Genomic DNA, 17,514 nt, shown 5'->3' with positions numbered 1-17,514 from the left:
GGGTAACCGGGGAGGGGCTGTGTGCGGTCTTGACGCGGAGAGGGTGCGGGGTCAGATTCAAGCGGTGAGATGGGACGTCCGACGTCCGGTTTGGGTGGGATCGCGCTGGGTGCGTAACGACTGCGAGCCGGGCGGCTCTTGGAGGAGGCCCGATCCTGCGATGCCGCGCCCCGTGGGCACCCCCGATCGGGCCCGCCGCCGCGCCTGGTGGCACGAGGTCGCCCCGCGCCAGTGGAAGGCGCTGGCCGCCGCCTGGATCGGCTACCTCCTGGACGGCTTCGACTTCGTGCTGATCACCCTGGTGCTGACCGAGATCGCCCACGATTTCCGCCTGGACACCGCCACCGCCGCCTCACTGGTCTCCGCGGCCTTCGTCACCCGTTGGCTGGGCGGTGCGCTCCTGGGGGCGCTGGGCGACCGCCGTGGGCGAAAAGCGGCCATGGTGGCCAGCATCCTGTTCTACTCGCTGGGCACCTTCGCCTGCGGGTTCGCCTGGGACTACGCCAGCCTGTTCGCCGCCCGGTTGGTGATCGGGCTGGGCATGGCGGGGGAGTACAGCACCAGCGTGACGTACGTCCTGGAGAGCTGGCCCGCACGGCTGCGCAACCGGGCTTCCGGATTCCTCATCTCCGGCTATGCGGGCGGCACGGTGCTGGCCGGCCAGCTCTACGCCTGGGTGGTGCCCGTCGGGGGCTGGCGCTGGATGTTCTGGATCGGGGTGCTGCCTGTTCTGGTCGCCCTGTGGATGCGCAGAGCGCTGCCGGAGTCCGCGGAGTGGCAAGACGGGGCCGCCGGTGCCGCGCACCGCCCCGGGGAAAAGCAACCGGAACGCCCGCATCCGTTCTGGTCGCTGTTCGTCCGCGGGCCCCGTCGACGGGTCAACTCCGTGCTGGCGGCGGTCGCCTGTGCCGCGCTGTGCTGCGTCTTCACGCCGCTGGGCGCGGGGTTCGTGCCCTGGTCGGCCACGGCCGCCGCGCTGTGTCTGCTCGCCTTCGCCGTACAACTGGGCGGACGCCGGGGCTGGTTGCGGTACGTCTCCCTGATGGTGACGGTCTTCTGCGCGTTCCTCTATAGCTGGCCGGTGCAGTCCCTGTTGCCCACGTACCTCAAGTCGGACCTGGGGTACACCCCGGCGCAGGTCGGCGAGGTGATGTTCTTCGCGGGCTTCGGCGCGATGGCCGGCTGCTGGCTGGCCGGGTTCGCCGGCGATCTGCTGGGGACCCGACGCGCCTACGCCTGGACCCTGTTGGCGTCGTTGGCGTTCGTGTTCCCGGTGTTTGCGGTGCGCGGGAGCCTGGTGGGGCTGGGGGTGCTGATCTTCGTGCTGTTGGCGCTGGGGCAGGGGATCTCCGGGATCCTGCCGAAGTACATCGCGGGCCACTTCCCGACCGAGACCCGCGCCGCCTCGCTCGGCTTCGTCTACAACGTGGGGGCGTTGGGCGGGGCGGTGGCGCCGGTCCTGGGGGCGCAGCTCGCCCGCGGCATGCCCCTGGGGCGGGCCCTGGCGGTGCTCACCTTCGGGCTGACGCTCCTGGTCGTCGTCCTGGTGGGCGGCGATGTCCCGCGACGGCTCGGGCGGTTGGTGGACCGTCAGGCGATCGATGACCACCTCGTGCCGGGGCGCGAACCGGGGCCGGGGCGGGGCGGAGCGCGCGGGGCGCGTGCGGAGGGCGCAGCGGGCGGGGAGGAGTCGGCGGGTGCGCCGTAGTGGGGGAGGGGCCCGCTTGCGGGCCCCGGGGCGGCTCCGGAGTGCGCGACGGGGCCGGCGCTCACTCCGTGCTGTCGTCGTGCCGCCCCAGCGCCACCCCGCGGACGCCGTCGAGTTCGGTCAGCGCCTCGACCAAGGGGTGCGCGGAACCGCTGCCTTCCAGCCGGAGCAGCACCTCGGCCGCCGTGGAGACGTCCGCCGGGGCGGTCTCCACCTGGACGTCGGTCACCCGGAACCCGCTGCCGGTGCACATCTCCAACATCCGCCCCAACAGCCCCTGTTGTGTCTGGTAGGTCAGGCGCAGCTCTATCCGGTCGAGCGCCGTGCCCGAGGTGATCCGCTCCGACACCTTGGAGAAGCCGCGCACGATGAGGAAGTGCACCGCCGTCGCGCCGATCGCGAGCAGCGGCAACCCGCCGCCGCACGCCATCCCGATGGCGCAGGTCAGCCAGATGGTCGCGGCCGTGGTCAGCCCCCGTACCGCGTCCTTGCGCACGAAGATCAGGCCGCCGCCGATGAAACCGATGCCGGAGACGACCTGCGCGGCGACCCGGGACGGGTCCAACGCCACGCCCTCGATGCCGAGCATGGAGCCGAAGCCGTGGATGGACACTTCCATGAACAGCGCGCTGCCCACGCCGACGAGGGTGTGGGTGCGCAACCCGGCGCTTTTCTGTCGGGCCTCGCGCTCCAACCCGATCAGCGAGGACAACAGCAGGGCGATGGCCAGCTCCGCGAACTGGCGCAGTCCCTGCCCGGCGTGGACGTCGAACAGTGCGGAAGAGAGCTGTGACATGACGGCATTGTCCCTCCACCGGCCCGGCGTTCGGGGCGCCGCGGGCCGTTGTCAGTGGTCGCGGTTAGCGTTGTTGGCGAGGGGACGCGCGGGCGCATGCGCGGCTCGCTGAGGGGCACCGCGCCGGTGCCGGGACGGGGGAGCGGAGATGGAGGACGGCATGACGAGGACGGTGCGGCCGAGGGCGATGGCGGCGCGGGCAGCGGCGGTGCCCGGTCGTCTGATAGCCCTCGCGCGGCTCATCGACCGGCTCGGCGGGGGATAGCGGCGCGGCGACAGCGGCGCGCGAAGGCCCGTGGCGGAGATGGCGGTTGAGCATCGACGCGACGGGTCTTTTGACGTTGACGGCCACTTGGCACGAGGGGGCTTGTGGAAAGTGGAACGCGTTCTTAACATCGCGGGTGTTACATCAGAAGTGTCACAGTGCGGAAGGCATGGGGCGCGATGACGGAGTCAGGCAACGGCCCGCTGAGCGGCGTGCGGGTGGTGGAGCTCGCCGGCATCGGCCCCGGCCCGTTCGCGGCCATGCTCTTGGCCGACCTGGGCGCCGACGTCGTCCGGGTGGACCGGCCCAAAGGCGCCGGGTTGGGCATCGATCCGGCGTCCGACCTCACCAACCGCAACAAGCGCTCGGTGCTGGTGGACCTCAAACAGCCGGCCGGGGTCGCCCGGGTCCTCGATCTGGTCGCGCGCGCCGACGTTCTGATCGAGGGGTACCGCCCGGGCGTGGCCGAGCGGTTGGGCGTCGGGCCCGAGCCCTGTCTGGCCCGCAACCCCCGCCTGGTCTACGGCCGGATGACCGGCTGGGGTCAACAGGGCCCGCTCGCCGGCACCGCCGGGCACGACATCGGGTACATCGCCATCACCGGCGCCCTCGGCATGATCGGCCCGCCTGACGGCCCGCCCGCCATCCCCGCCAATCTGCTCGGCGATTACGCCGGCGGCTCGCTCTACCTCGTCATCGGGATCCTCGCCGCGCTCCAACACGCCCGCGCCGAGGGCGGCGCGGGCCAGGTCGTGGACGCCGCCATCGTCGACGGCACGGCCCATCTGACGGCGATGATCCACGGCATGTTGGCGGCCGGCGGCTGGCAGGACCGGCGCGGCGCCAATCTGCTGGACGGTGGCGCGCCGTTCTACGGCGCGTACGAGACCGCGGACGGCGGCTATATGGCCGTCGGCGCGCTGGAGCCGCAGTTCTACGCCGAGTTCGTCCGCCTGCTCGGCATCGAGGACGAGGCCCCGGGGCGGGACGACCTCGCCGCCTGGGGCGCGTTGCGCACCGCCATCGCCGACCGCTTCCGGACCCGCACGCGGGACGAATGGACCGCCGTCTTCCAGGAGTCCGACGCCTGTGTGGCCCCGGTGCTCTCGCTGCGCGAGGCCCCCGGGCACCCGCACCTCGCCGCCCGCGGCACCTTCACCGAGCACGCCGGCCTCACCCAACCCGCCCCCGCGCCCCGCTTCTCCGCCACCCCCGGGACGCTCCGCAGACCTCCCGCCCGCCCCGGCGCGGACACCGAGGAGGTCGCCCGCGACTGGCGCGTCCCCAGCCTCACGGCCCCGGACGCCGGCCCGCGCGACACCGAGCGGAAGGAGGCGGCCCACTGATGGCACCGTCCACCGACCTCCGGCACCCGGCCGGCCCGCGCCGCGCGGGCGACGCGGGCTTGGCCCCTGCCGAGCGGGCCCGCCTCGCCGTGCAAGTCGGCCGGGCTGGCGCTGAGTTGGGAGCCGTCTGCGGGGTGCGCCTTCGAGGCCGTACGGTCGTGCCGCCGCCGGCGTCGACGTCGCGCGGCGAACGGCCACCACGGCGTCACGGACATGCCGCCGCCCTCGCCGCCGCGCCCGGCGAAGGGCGGAGGCTTCGGGAGCGTCGTCTCGCCGGCCGGTGGCGGGCAGCCGAGGCCGCGGCGGCGGTGGCGGGCGGCGACGGAGCGGCGGTGTCGCCGTGCAGGCCCGAGGGGCATCCCCGGGGGCGCAGCGGGGCGAGCGTTCTCCCGGCCGCAGGTCCCCAACTACCGCTGGAGGACGCCCCCGTACCCGTTCCCGTACCCGACCCAGCTCCCGAGGGGAGAGCGTCTGCGCACCGCGAGCAGCCCGCCACGACGAGGCCCAACGCCCGACCCAACCGGCCCATGAGCCCCCGATGCCCCCGACCCCGTTCCATAGGCCCAGGCATAGGCCCCGGCCCAGCCCCCGGCACCGCGAAGAGCATCGGGAGCGCCAACTACCGTCCCTGAAGGACCGATCGAGGAGCGTTCGCCGGTCCGACCGGGGAGCACTCCCCGCCGGACAAGGAAGCGCTCGTCGGGGCCCCGGGCCCCGGGCGGGCAGTGAGCACCGCCGTCCACCCACGACCATCCCCGAAGGGACAGCAGAGTGAAGCGCCAGATCTTCACCGAGGACCACGACGCCTTCCGCGAGACGGTGCGCACCTTCCTCGCCAAGGAGGTGACGCCCCACTACGAGCAGTGGGAGAAGGACGGCATCGTCAGCCGGGACGCCTGGCGGGCGGCCGGTCGGCAGGGGCTGTTGGGCCTGGCGGTGCCCGAGGAGTACGGCGGCGGGGGCGCCACCGACTTCCGCTACAGCGCCGTCCTGGCCGAGGAGTTCACCCGCGCCGGCACCCCGGGGTTCGCCATCGGGCTGCACAACGACATCATCGGCCCCTATCTGACCTCGCTCGCCACCGACGAGCAGAAGCGCCGCTGGCTGCCCGGGTTTTGCAGCGGCGAGATCATCACCGCCATCGCGATGACCGAGCCCGGCGCCGGCTCCGACCTCCAGGGCATCCGCACCTCCGCCGAGGACCGCGGCGACCACTGGATCCTCAACGGCTCCAAGACCTTCATCTCCAACGGGATCCTCGCCGACCTCGTCATCGTCGTCGCCAAGACCACCCCCGAGGGCGGCGCGCACGGCCTGAGCCTGTTGGTCGTCGAGCGCGGCGCGGCCGGCTTCGAGCGCGGTCGCAACCTCGACAAGATCGGCCAGAAGTCCCAGGACACCGCCGAGTTGTTCTTCAACGACGTGCGGGTGCCCAAGGAGAACCTCCTCGGCGAGCTCAACGGCGCGTTCGTGCACCTGATGACCAACCTCGCCCAGGAACGGATGGCGATCGCGATCGCCGGGATCGCCGCCGCCGAGCACCTGCTGGAGATCACCACCGGCTACGTCAAGGAGCGCGAGGCGTTCGGCCGGCCGCTGGCCAAGCTGCAACACATCCGGTTCGAGATAGCCGAGATGGCCACCGAGTGCGCGGTCACCCGCACCTTCCTCGACCGTTGCATCGCCGACCACTCCGAGGGCACCCTCGACGCGGTGCACGCCTCGATGGCCAAGTGGTGGGCCACCGAGTTGCAGAAGCGGGTGGCCGACCGGTGCCTCCAACTCCACGGCGGGTACGGCTACATGACCGAATACCCCGTCGCCCGGGCCTTCACCGACGGCCGCATCCAGACCATCTACGGAGGGACGACCGAGATCATGAAGGAGATCATCGGCCGCTCCCTGCTCGGCTAACCCTCCCGATCGTGCCTTCCCGGTCCCAGACGTCGGCGGCTGATGCCGCGGGCCCTTGGACCCCGGCCGATAGAAAGGCTTTTCAGTGAGCACCGAAGCGTATGTGTACGACGCGATCCGCACCCCCCGCGGCCGCGGCAAGGCCAACGGCGCGCTGCACGGCACCAAGCCGATCGACCTCGTCGTCGGCCTGATCCACGAGGTGCGGCGGCGCTTCCCCGACCTGGACCCGGCCGCGATCGACGACATCGTGCTGGGCGTCGTCGGCCCGGTCGGCGACCAGGGCTCCGACATCGCCCGGATCGCCGCGATCGCCGCCGGGCTGCCCGACACCGTCGCCGGCGTCCAGGAGAACCGCTTCTGTGCCTCCGGCCTCGAAGCCGTCAACATGGCCGCCGCAAAGGTCCGTTCCGGCTGGGAGGACCTCGTCCTGGCCGGCGGCGTGGAGTCGATGTCCCGGGTCCCGATGGCGTCCGACGGCGGCGCCTGGTTCGCCGACCCGATGACCAACTTCGACACCGGCTTCGTCCCGCAGGGCATCAGCGCCGACCTCATCGCCACCATCGAGGGCTACTCCCGCCGCGACGTCGACGAGTACGCCGCGCTCTCCCAGGAGCGCGCCGCCGCGGCCTGGAAGGACGCCCGCTTCGAGCGTTCCGTCGTCCCCGTGCGGGACCGCAACGGCCTGGTCGTCCTCGACCAGGACGAGCACCTGCGCCCCGGCACCACCGCCGACTCCCTGGCGGGCCTGAAGCCGTCCTTCGCCGCCATCGGCGAGGCCGGCGGCTTCGACGCGGTCGCGCTCCAGAAGTACCACTGGGTCGAGAAGATCGACCACGTCCACCACGCCGGCAACTCCTCCGGCATCGTGGACGGCGCGGCGCTGGTCGCCATCGGCTCCAAGGAGGTCGGCGAGCGCTACGACCTGACCCCGCGGGCCCGGATCATCTCCGCCGCGGTCTCCGGATCCGAGCCGACGATCATGCTCACCGGCCCCGCGCCGGCCAGCCGCAAGGCGCTGGCCAAGGCCGGCCTGACCATCGACGACATCGACCTGGTCGAGATCAACGAGGCGTTCGCCGCGGTCGTGCTGCGCTTCGTCAAGGACATGGGCCTCAGCCTGGACAAGGTCAATGTCAACGGCGGCGCCATCGCCCTGGGCCACCCCCTCGGCGCCACCGGCGCGATGATCCTGGGCACCCTCGTCGACGAACTGGAGCGGCAGGACAAGCGCTACGGCCTGGCCACCCTCTGCGTCGGCGGCGGCATGGGCGTCGCCACCGTCATCGAGCGCCTCTGACCCTCGTCCCATCCCACAACGGAGTACGCAAGCCATGAGTGAATCCACCACCATCCGCTGGGAACAGGACGAGACCGGCGTCGTCACCCTCGTCCTGGACGACCCCGACCAGTCCGCCAACACCATGAACGACGCCTTCAAGTCCTCCCTGAAGGCGGTCGCCGACCGGCTGGAGGCCGAGCGGGACGGCATCCGCGGCATCATCTTCACCTCCGCCAAGAAGACCTTCTTCGCCGGCGGCGACCTGCACGACCTGATCGCCGTCACCCCCGCCCACGCCCAGCAGGCGTTCGAGGCGGGCAACGGCATCAAGCGCGACCTGCGCCGGATCGAGACGCTCGGCAAGCCCGTCGTCGCCGCGATCAACGGCGCGGCGCTGGGCGGCGGTTACGAGATCGCCCTCGCCTGTCACCACCGCATCGCCCTGGACACCCCCGGCACCAAGATCGGCCTGCCCGAGGTCACCCTCGGCCTGCTGCCCGCCGCCGGCGGCGTCGCCCGCACCGTCCGGCTGCTGGGCATCACCGACGCGCTGCTGAAGGTCCTCCTCCAGGGCACGCAGTACAACGCCACCCGGGCCAAGGACAACGGGCTGATCCACGAGGTGGCCCAGAGCGCCGACGAACTGCTCGCCAAGGCGCGGGAGTTCATCGAAGCCCACCCCGAGTCCCAGCAGCCCTGGGACGTCAAGGGCTACAAGATCCCCGGCGGCACCCCGGCCCACCCCAAGTTCGCCGCCAACCTCCCGGCGTTCCCCGCCAACCTCAAGAAGCAGCTGGCCGGCGCGCCCTACCCGGCGCCGCGGAACATCCTCGCCGCGGCCGTCGAGGGCTCCCAGGTCGACTTCGAGACCGCGCAGACCATCGAGGCGCGCTACTTCGTCGAGCTGGTCACCGGCCAGATCTCCAAGAACATGATTCAGGCGTTCTTCTTCGACCTTCAGGCCGTCAACGCCGGGCGGAGCCGTCCCAAGGGCATCGAGCCGCGCACGGTCCGGAAGGTCGGCGTCCTGGGCGCCGGCATGATGGGTGCCGGCATCGCCTACGCCTGCGCCAAGGCCGGCATCGAGGTCGTCCTCAAGGACGTCACGCTGGAGGCGGCCCAGAAGGGCAAGGGGTACTCCGAGGGGCTGCTCGCCAAGGCGCTGGCCAAGGGGCGCACCACCGAGCAGAAGCGGGACGAGCTGCTGGCGCGGATCACCCCCACCGCCGAGCCGACCGACCTCGCCGGCTGCGACGCGGTCATCGAGGCGGTCTTCGAGGACGTCGCCCTCAAGCACAAGGTGTTCAAGGAGATCCAGCACATCGTCGCCCCCGACGCGCTGCTGTGCTCCAACACCTCCACCCTGCCGATCACGACACTCGCCGAGGGCGTCGAGCGGGACGCGGACTTCATCGGCCTGCACTTCTTCTCGCCGGTCGACAAGATGCCGCTGGTGGAGATCATCAAGGGCGAGCGGACCGGCGACGAGGCGCTGGCCCGCGCCTTCGACCTGGTGCGCCAGATCCGCAAGACGCCCATCGTCGTCAACGACTCGCGCGGCTTCTTCACCTCCCGCGTCATCGGCCAGTTCATCAACGAGGGCGTGGCGATGATCGGCGAGGGCCTCGACCCGGCCTCCGTCGAGCAGGCCGCGGCCCAGGCCGGCTACCCGGCCAAGGTGCTGTCCCTGATGGACGAGTTGACCCTCACCCTCCCGCGGAAGATCCGCAACGAGACCCGGCGCGCCGTCGAGGAGGCCGGCGGCACCTGGGAGCCGCATCCGGCCGATGCCGTCATCGACCGCATGGTCGACGAGTTCGGCCGTCCCGGGCGCAGCGGCGGCGGGGGCTTCTACGAGTACGGCGAGGACGGCAAGCGGATCGGCCTGTGGCCGGGGCTGCGGGAGCACTTCCAACGGGCGGACGCCGCCGTCCCGTTCGCGGACATGCAGGAGCGGATGCTGTTCTCCGAGGCGCTGGACACCGTCCGCTGCCTGGAGGAGGGCGTGCTGACCTCCGTCGCCGACGCCAACATCGGCTCCATTCTGGGCATCGGCTTCCCGGGCTGGACCGGTGGCGTGCTCCAGTACATCAACGGCTATCAAGGAGCGTCGTCAGGGCGGGAGGAGCTCGTCGGTCTGCCCGGGTTCGTGGCTCGCGCCCGGGAGCTCCAGGCCGCCTACGGTGACCGGTTCGCGCCGCCCGCGCTGCTGGTCGAAAAGGCCGAGCGGGGCGAGAAGTTCACCGACTGAGCCGGGTGTGAGGGCCTCTCCGATGGGTCGCGGCCGCGGCCAAGACCCATCGGACCGGGGCCCTAGGGGGCGGGCTCGGTGGTCCGCCCCCCCTCAGCCCTCGCGCCGGCCGTCGTCCGCGTCCCGGTCCTCCCGGCCGTCGCGCTCGGCCGTGCCGAGCCACTCCCGCAGCTCTTCCTTCATCGACCGTTGGAAGGCGGTGACCAGTGCCTGCACCACCATCGGCTGCATGTGCGCCGAGAGCGACTTCACCCGCGCCACCTCCGCCGCATCCGGCCCGCCGTCCCGGTACGGCTCCCATACCTCGTCCTTGAAGAGCCGGCTGAGCTCGCGGGCCGCCGAGCGGGTGTGCTCGATGACGACGGTGCGCGCCGCCAGGATCGTCTCCAGCGCGATCGGCACGTCGAGCAGCCGCGCCCCCAGGTGCAACAGCCCCGGATCAACCCGGAAGACCCGGGGGTCCTCGGTCCGCACCAGGACGTTCATCGCCGCCAGCCGGTCGAGGTCCTCCTCGGTCAGCTCCCGGCCGACCCGCCGCTCCAGTTGGTCCCGGGTCGCGTCCTCCGCCTGGTCCGGCAGCCAACTGGCCACCAGGGCCCGGTGGATGGCCAGGTCCTGGGCGCTCAGATCGGGCGGCAGCTGCGCCAGGTAGCGTTCGATGGCGGACAGGGTCAGGCCCTGGTGCTGGAGCTCCTCGATCAGCGCGAGCCGCGAGAGGTGGTCCGGTCCGTAGCGGCCGACCCGGCGCGGGCCGATCTCGGGGGGCGGCAGCAGTCCGCGGGTGCTGTAGAAGCGGATGGTGCGGACCGTGACGCCGGCACGGGCGGCGAGTTCGTCGACGGTCAGGTCGGGCGCGGACTCCATCATGTTCAACAGTATTGCTGTCTCACCAGACTTGTGAAACCTTCGCACCGCTCCCTCGCACCGCTCCCTCGCACAGCCGGGCTCCCGCCGGGCGGGGCCCGGGCCCTCGTACGGTCCGCAGCGCACGTCCCACCCTCTCGGGAGGCCGCCATGACCACGCTCCTGCGCATGCCCGGTGATCCGGGCGAACTGACGCTGCCCGCCCTGCTGTTGCGCAACGCCGAGGACCACGGGGCGCGCCCGGCCCTGTCGTGGCGCGCCCCGGACGCCGATGGTTGGCAGACGCTGAGCTGGGCGGCGGCCCGCCGGCGGATCGGTGAACTGGCCGCCGGCTTCCGGGTGCTCGGCGTCCGGCGCGGGGAGATCGTCCTGCTGATGATGGGCAACCGTCCCGAGCACTGGCTCAGCGATCTCGCCCTGGTGCACCTGGGGGCGGTACCGGTCACCGTCTACGGCACCGCCGCGCCGGGCCAGATCGCCCATATCGCCCGGCACAGCCGGGCCCGGCTGGCGGTGGTGGAGGGGCCCAGGGAGCGGGCGTGCTGGACGCCGCTGCTCGACGATGCGGCGGCCCGGTTGGCACGGTTGGTGACCGTCGAACCGGGGGACGGGGCGCGCCCCGGAAGGGCGGCGGACGACCGGCACGAGAGCTTCGCCGCGCTACGGTCCCGGGGCGCCGCGGCGTACGACACGGGGGAGTTCGAGGCCGAGTGGCGCCGAGGTGGGGCGCAGGACCCACTGACCGTCGTCTACACCTCGGGGACGACCGGCGACCCCAAGGGCGTGGTGATCAACCACCGCCAGGTGGTGCTGAACGCGGTGGCGCTGGACGCCGTCGTGGAGCTCCCGGACCACGTCGAGCACCTCTGCTACCTGCCCTTCGCGCACATCGCCGAGCGGATGTTGGGCCTCTACCTGCCGGTTTTCCGGGCCTCGCACGTCCACCTCTGCGCGGATCCGGCGCAGGTCGCGGCGATGGCCAGGGAGCTGCGGCCGGCGCAGTTCTTCGGGGTGCCGCGGGTGTGGGAGAAGCTGACCGCCGCGGTCCGCGCCGTGCTGGACCAGCTGCCCGAGGAGCGTCGGCGGGCGGTGGCCGCGGCGACGGAGACCGCCCGTGCGCACGTCGCCTGCCGGGAGCGCGGGGAGCGACCGCCCGCCGGGCTGGCGGCGGCGTATGCGACGGCGAGGGCGGAGGTGCTGGATCCGTTGTTGGCGGCGGCCGGCTTCGACCGGCTGGTGTGGACGGCGAGCGCCTCGGCGCCGATGCCCCAGGAGGTGGTGCGGTTCTGGGCCGGCTTCGGCATCGTGATCATGGACGCGTGGGGGCTGACCGAGACGGTCGGGGTGGCCACCACCAACTCCCCGGGCGCGTTCCGCCTGGGCTCGGTCGGCCGGCCGCTCGACGGGCTGGCGGTGCGCACGGCCGCGGACGGGGAGGTCGAGGTGCGCGGCCGGACAGTGTGCGCGGGGTATCTGCGGGCGGACGGGACGGTGGAGCCGGTCACCGGGGCGGACGGCTGGTTCCGCACCGGCGACATCGGGCGGATCGACGCGGACGGCTTCCTCTGGCTGACCGACCGCAAGAAGGAAATGATCGTGACCTCGACCGGCAAGAACGTCTCGCCGGCGCTGGTGGAGAACGCCCTCAAGGAACACCCGCTCATCGGGCAGGCGCTGGTGCACGGCGACGGCCGGTCGTATCTGGTGGCGCTGCTGGTGCTGGACCCGGAGTTGGCCCCGGCCTGGGCGGCCCGGCACGGAGTGACGGGCGGCTTGGCGGAGTTGGCCCGGAATGCGGTGGTCCGGGCCGAGATCGAGCGAGGTGTAACGGCGGCCAACGCCCGGCTGAACCGCACGGAACAGGTCAAGCGATTTTCGTTGCTGGGCGAGGAATGGGGGCCGGAGAGTGGCGAACTAACGCCGTCGCTGAAGCTCCGCCGGCATGTCATTCGCCACAAATACGGGCAAATCCTAGAGCGAATGTACGCCATGTGATGTCGCACACAGACGGGGGGCCGCTCTTCGGGGAAGGTGTGCCGACTGGCCGTTCGCGCGACCCGCGGTGCCAGTCGTGGTCGAGCTCTCCGAAAGCGAGATGAACCAGTAGTGAGCACAGAAACCGTCGTGGATGAATCCGAGCGGTCATCGGACGGGGGGAGCGGGATCCGGCAGGACGCGGGGGACGCCGGCTATAGCAAGGGCCTCAAGAGCCGGCACATCAACATGATCGCGATCGGCGGCGCGATCGGCACCGGCCTCTTCCTGGGCGCCGGTGGCCGACTGCACTCCGCCGGTCCCGCGCTGGCCATCGCCTACGCGGTCTGCGGCCTCTTCGCCTTCTTCGTCGTCCGGGCCCTCGGCGAACTGGTGGTGCACCGCCCGTCGTCCGGCTCGTTCGTCTCCTACGCCCGGGAGTTCCTGGGCGAGAAGGGCGCCTACGTCGCGGGGTGGATGTACGTCGTCAACTGGTCGACCACCGGTATCGCCGACATCACCGCGATCGCCCTCTACACCCATTACTGGTCCATGTTCACCAGCATCCCGCAGTGGGTGATGGCGCTGATCGCGCTGGCGGTGGTGCTCACGGTCAACCTGATCTCGGTGAAGATCTTCGGTGAGCTGGAGTTCTGGTTCGCCATCATCAAGGTCGCGGCGCTGGTCGCCTTCATGTTCATCGGGATCTTCCTGCTGGCCACCCAGCACCCGGTCGACGGGCACACCCCGGGCCTGCATCTGATCACCGACCACGGCGGGCTCTTCCCGACCGGTCTGCTGCCCGTGGTGGTCGTGCTCCAGGGCGTGGTCTTCGCCTACTCCGCGGTCGAACTGGTCGGCGTCACCGCCGGCGAGACCAGCGAGCCGCAGAAGGTCGTGCCCAAGGCCGTGAACTCGATCATGTGGCGGGTGGGCATCTTCTACGTCGGCTCGGTGCTTCTGCTGGCGATGCTGCTGCCATGGAACGTCTTCAGCGCCAACGAGAGTCCGTTCGTCACCGTGCTGTCCCACGTCGGCATCCCGCACGCGGGCGATGTGATGAACCTCGTCGTGCTCACCGCGGCGATGTCCAGCCTCAACTCCGGCCTCTACTCCACCGGTCGCATCCTGCGCTCGATGTCCATGGCCGGCTCCGCGCCGAAGTTCGCCGCCCGGATGAATCGCAGCCAGGTGCCTTACGGCGGCATCATGCTCACCTCCACGGTGTGCGTGCTCGGCGTCGGGCTCAACTACTGGTTGCCGGGCAAGGCGTTCGAGATCGTGATCAACATCGCGGCGCTGGGCATCATCAGCACCTGGTGCACGATCATGATCTGTCACATGGTGTTCGTCCGTCGAGCCAAGGCGGGCCTCCTGGAGCGCCCACGCTTCCGCCTGCCGGGCACGCCCCTCACGGACATCGCCACCATCGCCTTCCTGCTCGGGGTGGTCGTGCTGATGTGGTTCGACAAGGGCGTCGGTCGGCAGACCGTGTTGATGATCCCGGTCCTCGGTGCGGCGCTGGTCGTCGGCTGGTTCGCGGTCCGCGGCCGGGTGCGCCGGATCGCGGAGGGACGCGAACTCGCCGAATAAGGCGCGCGCGGACGGACGTTCGCACCGACCGGGGCGGTCGCGGGGCCCGAGGGGCACCGCGGCCGCCCCGGCGCGTCCGGGCCGTTGTCAGTGGTCGCTCGTACCGTTGAGACATGGCTGAGAAAACGGGGATCGACGCCGCCATCACCTATGTCGACGGTGATGCCACCGCGCCGCAGGGCGCGGGCGTCAAGATGATCGTGCACGTCTGCAATGACCTCGGGGGCTGGGGCAGGGGCTTCGTCCGCGCCCTCTCCCGGCGCTGGCCCGAGCCGGAGCGGGCCTACCGCCGCTGGTATCGGGAGCGCGCGGGGAACGACTTCGGGCTGGGCGCCGTGCAATTCGTCCGGGTGGGCGAGGAGTTGTGGGTGGCCAACGTCATCGGGCAGCGCGGGACGGCCCGCCGGGCCCGCGGCGCCGATCGGCCCGGGGGCGCCCCCATCGGCGGGACGGGGCGCCGGTGCGGTACGAGGCGATAGCCGCCGGCCTCGGCCGAGTCGCGGAGCGGGCCGTCGAGTTGGGGGCCTCGGTCCATATGCCGCGGATCGGCTGCGGACTGGCCGGCGGGACGTGGTCGCGGATGGAGCCGCTGATATCCCGCCGGCTGGTCGAGCGCGGGGTGGCCGTGACGGTCTACGACGGCTGACGGTCCGGGCTGCCGCGCCGCGCGGTCCACGGGGGCCGCGGGGTCCACAGGTTCAGGGGCCATCGGGGCTACGGGACCGCGCGCCGGATCAGCCGGCGACGAGCGGGTAGTGGTCGGAGAGGTTGGTGTAGGTGTACTCCTTGCCCCAACTGGAGACGGTCCAGGGCGCCGACTGCTCCTTGACCACCGTGTTGCGCCAACCGGTCGGCCGGGCATGGCCGTTGCGGTACAGCACGTAGTCCAGGTCCTCGCGGGGGTCGTTCGGGTAGCGGTACGACGCGATCGAGTTCTCGTGGGTGTCGAAGGAGTACGGGTGGCCGGTGCGGCTGTCCGCGGGAGCCAGGTCGCCGTTGGCCAACAGGGCCTGGTACTCGGTGCCGTGGAAGTCGATGTTCATGTCGCCGGCGACCATCACCTCCTCGTTGGCCGGGATGTGCTGGGCGTCGAGGAAGGCGTCCATCTCCTTGAGCTGCTTGGCGCGGTCGGCGGCGGCCTCGCCGGCCTTGCAGCCCGAGTCGGTGGACTGGGTGTGCGTGCCGACCACGTGCACCTTGGCGCCGGCCACGTCCAACTCCGCGTAGACGAAGCCCTTGTTGGAGTAGGAGTCCGAGCCGCAGGAGTCCTTGTAGATGTACTGCTCCTTGCGCAGGATCGGCCACTTGCTGAGCAGCGTCACCCCGCCGTCCTCGGGCACGACGGACGAGTAGGCGCCCCCGGTGGCGTCCCAGCCGCTCCTGGTGCGGCCGACCACCGGGGTCTGGTGCGGATATGCGGCGGCCGCCCGGGACTTGAGGGCGTCGGAGGCGGAGTTGTCGAAGGCTTCCTGGAGCACGACGACGTCATTGCCGTGGAAGAAGTCCGCGGCGGGAATGGCCTGGGCCCGGTGGTCCTGGCCCCAGTTGGGATAGAGGTTCTTGCTCATGAGGAAGGTGTTGTAGGTGAGCACCTTGAGTCGGGGGGCGCTCGCGGCCGACGCGGTGGGGGACGCGACGGCCAGTGTGGCGCCGAGGGCCGCGGCGATCGCGGCGGCCCGGGACGTACGCAGCGCGGGGTGCGGCACGGAATCTCCCTGTGCAAGTGGGGGGTTGGGGACATGAACCGGCGACGCACATCAAACCAGCTGTGGTTACTTCTAGGTAACCTCCCGGCGGGTAGGAGATGGACGGATCATGGCGCGCGCCGGGGGTGCCCCGCCGGAGCCCGTCGGTGCGCAAGTCGTCGGCCGGGGCCGGCTCGTGGGCGCGCCCCGCCCGCTGCCGGGAAGGCCGGTACGGATCGCGGAACGCCCGCTGCCGGGAAGGCCGGCCTGGGCGCGGAATGCCCGTTGCGCTGGGCGTCGTTACAAAGTGATTCGGTTAGTGTCTCTGTCGCTGGCGAGGTGTCGCCGGTGAGGCGGCGGGTCTGCGGAGGGGGACCGATGGCGGACGAAGGGCGGCTGCTGGCCCGGGCGTTGGAGAGCGGAGCGGGCGACGGGGGCGCGCTCACCGAGCGCATCCTGGACGCGGCGCGGGAGCAGTTCATGACCTTCGGGCTGCGCCGGTCCACCGTCGACGATGTGGCCAAGCGGGCCGGGGTCTCGCGGGTCACGGTGTACCGACGGGTGGGCAGCAAGGACGAGTTGGTGCAGCGGGTGCTGCTGCGCGAGTACCGGCACTTCGTCGCCGAGGTGGACGCGGCGGTGGCCGGGTTGCCGACGATGGAGGAGCGGATGGTGGAGGGGTTCGCCGCCATCCTGCGGCTGATCCGGGGGCATCCGCTGATCGGCGGGCTGCTGCGGTTGGAGCCGGAGACCATGCTGCCGTACCTCACGCTGGAGAGCGGGCCCTCGTTCCTGGCGATGCGGGGATACCTGGCGGGGCATCTGCGCCGGGCACAGCGGCAGGAGGGGGCCGGGCCCGGGGAGGCCGCGGGGGATCCGACGGCGGTCGCCGAGCTGATGGTCCGGATCACCGTCTCCTTCCTGCTGAATCCGGTGAGTTGCTTCGCGCTGAACGACGACGAGCAGGCGCGCTCTTTCGCCCGGAGGTATCTGACTCCGCTGCTGGACCGCTGAGCGGAGCCGGGCCCGGCGGCGTCCGGCGGGTCCGGCCCGTCCGGGGACGCCTGGCCGTTCCCCGACGGCGCCCGGCCAACCGGCCTGCACCCCGTCCCTGCCCCTGCCCCGCCCCCGTTCAACGCCACCCGTGCAGCCAACGCCCCAGTGCGACGGCCCGGGCGGACCGGTGCCGGGGCGTGGCGAAGGACGTCAGGTCCACCGGGGGGCGGAAGCGGCGGACGTTCAGGGCGTGCGGGGCGGCGAAGGCGCGCAGCCCCTCGCTGCCGTGGACGCGGCCGTGGCCGGAGGCGCCGGAGCCGCCGAACGGGAGGGTCGGGACGGCGGCGAAGCCCAGCACCGAATTGACCGACACCGCACCGGAGTCGAGACGCTCGGCGACCGCCAGCCCGGTGCGGCGGCTGGCGGTGAAGACGGCCGCGCCCAGGGCGTAGTCGGAGGCGTTGGCGCGGGCAACCGCCTCGTCCAGGTCGCGCACCGCGTTGACCGCGACGACCGGCCCGAAGGTCTCCTCGCGCATCGCGGAGCAGTCCTCGGGGACGTCGGCCAGGACGACCGGGTCGACGTGCGGCGGGCGGAGCGCGTCCGGGCCGCCGTGGAGGGCACGGGCCCCGGCGGCCAGGGCGTCCTTCACATGGCGCTCGACGACGGCGAGTTGGGCGGGGCGGGCGAGCAGCACCTCCGTGCGGGCGTCGTGGACCGGTTTGCCGGTCTAGGGCCTGTCCGAGGGTCATGGCCGGGGCCGCGACGCCTGGCACGGCACCTCGCGGCGTTGCCGAACCGTCCCAATAGCTCCGCTATCAGGCCGCTTTGGCGCCTTGC

General features: G+C 71.9%; 11 protein-coding genes and 2 pseudogenes. 9 read left to right on the top strand and 4 right to left on the bottom strand.

Annotated features, from left to right (window positions below; all coding sequences use genetic code 11):
* Positions 1 to 160: 160 nt before the first annotated feature.
* Positions 161 to 1,708: a sialate:H+ symport family MFS transporter gene (locus ACFVFQ_RS18720; protein WP_383416873.1), complete on the top strand. Its 1,548-nt coding sequence runs from the start codon at positions 161 to 163 to the stop codon at positions 1,706 to 1,708.
* Positions 1,709 to 1,769: 61 nt separating this feature from the next.
* Here ACFVFQ_RS18720 and ACFVFQ_RS18715 read toward each other — a convergent pair whose 3' ends face one another.
* Complete coding sequence (locus ACFVFQ_RS18715; RefSeq protein WP_383416871.1) at positions 1,770 to 2,504, bottom strand: MgtC/SapB family protein; 735 nt, start codon at positions 2,502 to 2,504, stop codon at positions 1,770 to 1,772.
* A 444-nt stretch (positions 2,505 to 2,948) separates the two neighbouring features.
* Here ACFVFQ_RS18715 and ACFVFQ_RS18710 point away from each other — a divergent pair, with 444 nt between their 5' ends.
* The 4 genes from ACFVFQ_RS18710 to ACFVFQ_RS18695 all read left to right on the top strand — a co-directional run bounded on the left by ACFVFQ_RS18710 (position 2,949) and on the right by ACFVFQ_RS18695 (position 9,562).
* Positions 2,949 to 4,115: a CaiB/BaiF CoA transferase family protein gene (locus ACFVFQ_RS18710; protein ID WP_383416868.1), complete on the top strand. Its 1,167-nt coding sequence runs from the start codon at positions 2,949 to 2,951 to the stop codon at positions 4,113 to 4,115.
* Positions 4,116 to 4,886: 771 nt separating this feature from the next.
* Positions 4,887 to 6,029 (top strand): acyl-CoA dehydrogenase family protein, encoded by a 1,143-nt coding sequence (locus tag ACFVFQ_RS18705; RefSeq protein WP_383416865.1) that lies wholly within the window; start codon positions 4,887 to 4,889, stop codon positions 6,027 to 6,029.
* A gap of 85 nt (positions 6,030 to 6,114) precedes the next feature.
* The gene (locus ACFVFQ_RS18700; protein ID WP_383416862.1) at positions 6,115 to 7,329 is read left to right on the top strand and encodes an acetyl-CoA C-acetyltransferase; all 1,215 of its coding nucleotides are present in this window, start codon (positions 6,115 to 6,117) and stop codon (positions 7,327 to 7,329) included.
* Between the two features lie 34 nt (positions 7,330 to 7,363).
* Positions 7,364 to 9,562: a 3-hydroxyacyl-CoA dehydrogenase NAD-binding domain-containing protein gene (locus tag ACFVFQ_RS18695; RefSeq protein WP_383416859.1), complete on the top strand. Its 2,199-nt coding sequence runs from the start codon at positions 7,364 to 7,366 to the stop codon at positions 9,560 to 9,562.
* A 93-nt stretch (positions 9,563 to 9,655) separates the two neighbouring features.
* Here the strand turns inward: ACFVFQ_RS18695 and ACFVFQ_RS18690 are convergent, their stop codons facing one another.
* The gene (locus ACFVFQ_RS18690) at positions 9,656 to 10,429 is read right to left on the bottom strand and encodes a MerR family transcriptional regulator (protein ID WP_383416856.1); all 774 of its coding nucleotides are present in this window, start codon (positions 10,427 to 10,429) and stop codon (positions 9,656 to 9,658) included.
* A 147-nt stretch (positions 10,430 to 10,576) separates the two neighbouring features.
* Here ACFVFQ_RS18690 and ACFVFQ_RS18685 point away from each other — a divergent pair, with 147 nt between their 5' ends.
* The 3 genes and pseudogenes from ACFVFQ_RS18685 (at position 10,577) to ACFVFQ_RS18675 (ending at position 14,639) form a co-directional block, all read left to right on the top strand.
* Positions 10,577 to 12,421, top strand: coding sequence for an AMP-dependent synthetase/ligase (locus tag ACFVFQ_RS18685; RefSeq protein WP_383416853.1), 1,845 nt, complete (start codon positions 10,577 to 10,579; stop codon positions 12,419 to 12,421).
* A 129-nt stretch (positions 12,422 to 12,550) separates the two neighbouring features.
* Positions 12,551 to 13,993, top strand: a complete 1,443-nt coding sequence (locus ACFVFQ_RS18680; RefSeq protein WP_383417380.1) for an amino acid permease — start codon at positions 12,551 to 12,553, stop codon at positions 13,991 to 13,993.
* A 113-nt stretch (positions 13,994 to 14,106) separates the two neighbouring features.
* A pseudogene (locus ACFVFQ_RS18675) lies at positions 14,107 to 14,639 on the top strand (macro domain-containing protein).
* Between the two features lie 88 nt (positions 14,640 to 14,727).
* On the opposite strand, the gene sph reads toward ACFVFQ_RS18675, so the two are convergent.
* Complete coding sequence (sph, locus tag ACFVFQ_RS18670) at positions 14,728 to 15,699, bottom strand: sphingomyelin phosphodiesterase (protein WP_383416850.1); 972 nt, start codon at positions 15,697 to 15,699, stop codon at positions 14,728 to 14,730.
* A 357-nt stretch (positions 15,700 to 16,056) separates the two neighbouring features.
* Here sph and ACFVFQ_RS18665 point away from each other — a divergent pair, with 357 nt between their 5' ends.
* A complete protein-coding gene (locus ACFVFQ_RS18665; RefSeq protein WP_383416847.1) occupies positions 16,057 to 16,692 on the top strand; it encodes a TetR/AcrR family transcriptional regulator in 636 nt (211 codons plus the stop codon).
* A 118-nt stretch (positions 16,693 to 16,810) separates the two neighbouring features.
* Here ACFVFQ_RS18665 and ACFVFQ_RS18660 read toward each other — a convergent pair.
* Positions 16,811 to 17,356, bottom strand: a pseudogene (locus ACFVFQ_RS18660) (aldehyde dehydrogenase family protein); the annotation flags it as partial.
* Between the last annotated feature and the right edge of the window lie 158 nt (positions 17,357 to 17,514).

This window comes from Streptomyces sp. NPDC057743 (genome assembly GCF_042798755.1).
Lineage (GTDB): Bacteria > Actinomycetota > Actinomycetes > Streptomycetales > Streptomycetaceae > Streptomyces.
The sequence above is the reverse complement of the archived record's forward strand: the minus strand, read 5'-3'. Positions and strand labels throughout refer to the sequence as shown.

Excerpts from the sequence above, each read along its gene's own strand:
- ACFVFQ_RS18720 (WP_383416873.1), top strand. The coding sequence starts at position 161 with ATGCCGCGCCCCGTGGGCACCCCCGATCGGGCCCGCCGCCGCGCCTGG.
- ACFVFQ_RS18715 (WP_383416871.1), bottom strand. The coding sequence starts at position 2,504 with ATGTCACAGCTCTCTTCCGCACTGTTCGACGTCCACGCCGGGCAGGGA.
- ACFVFQ_RS18710 (WP_383416868.1), top strand. The coding sequence starts at position 2,949 with ATGACGGAGTCAGGCAACGGCCCGCTGAGCGGCGTGCGGGTGGTGGAG.
- ACFVFQ_RS18695 (WP_383416859.1), top strand. The coding sequence starts at position 7,364 with ATGAGTGAATCCACCACCATCCGCTGGGAACAGGACGAGACCGGCGTC.
- ACFVFQ_RS18690 (WP_383416856.1), bottom strand. The coding sequence starts at position 10,429 with ATGATGGAGTCCGCGCCCGACCTGACCGTCGACGAACTCGCCGCCCGT.
- ACFVFQ_RS18685 (WP_383416853.1), top strand. The coding sequence starts at position 10,577 with ATGACCACGCTCCTGCGCATGCCCGGTGATCCGGGCGAACTGACGCTG.
- ACFVFQ_RS18665 (WP_383416847.1), top strand. The coding sequence starts at position 16,057 with ATGGCGGACGAAGGGCGGCTGCTGGCCCGGGCGTTGGAGAGCGGAGCG.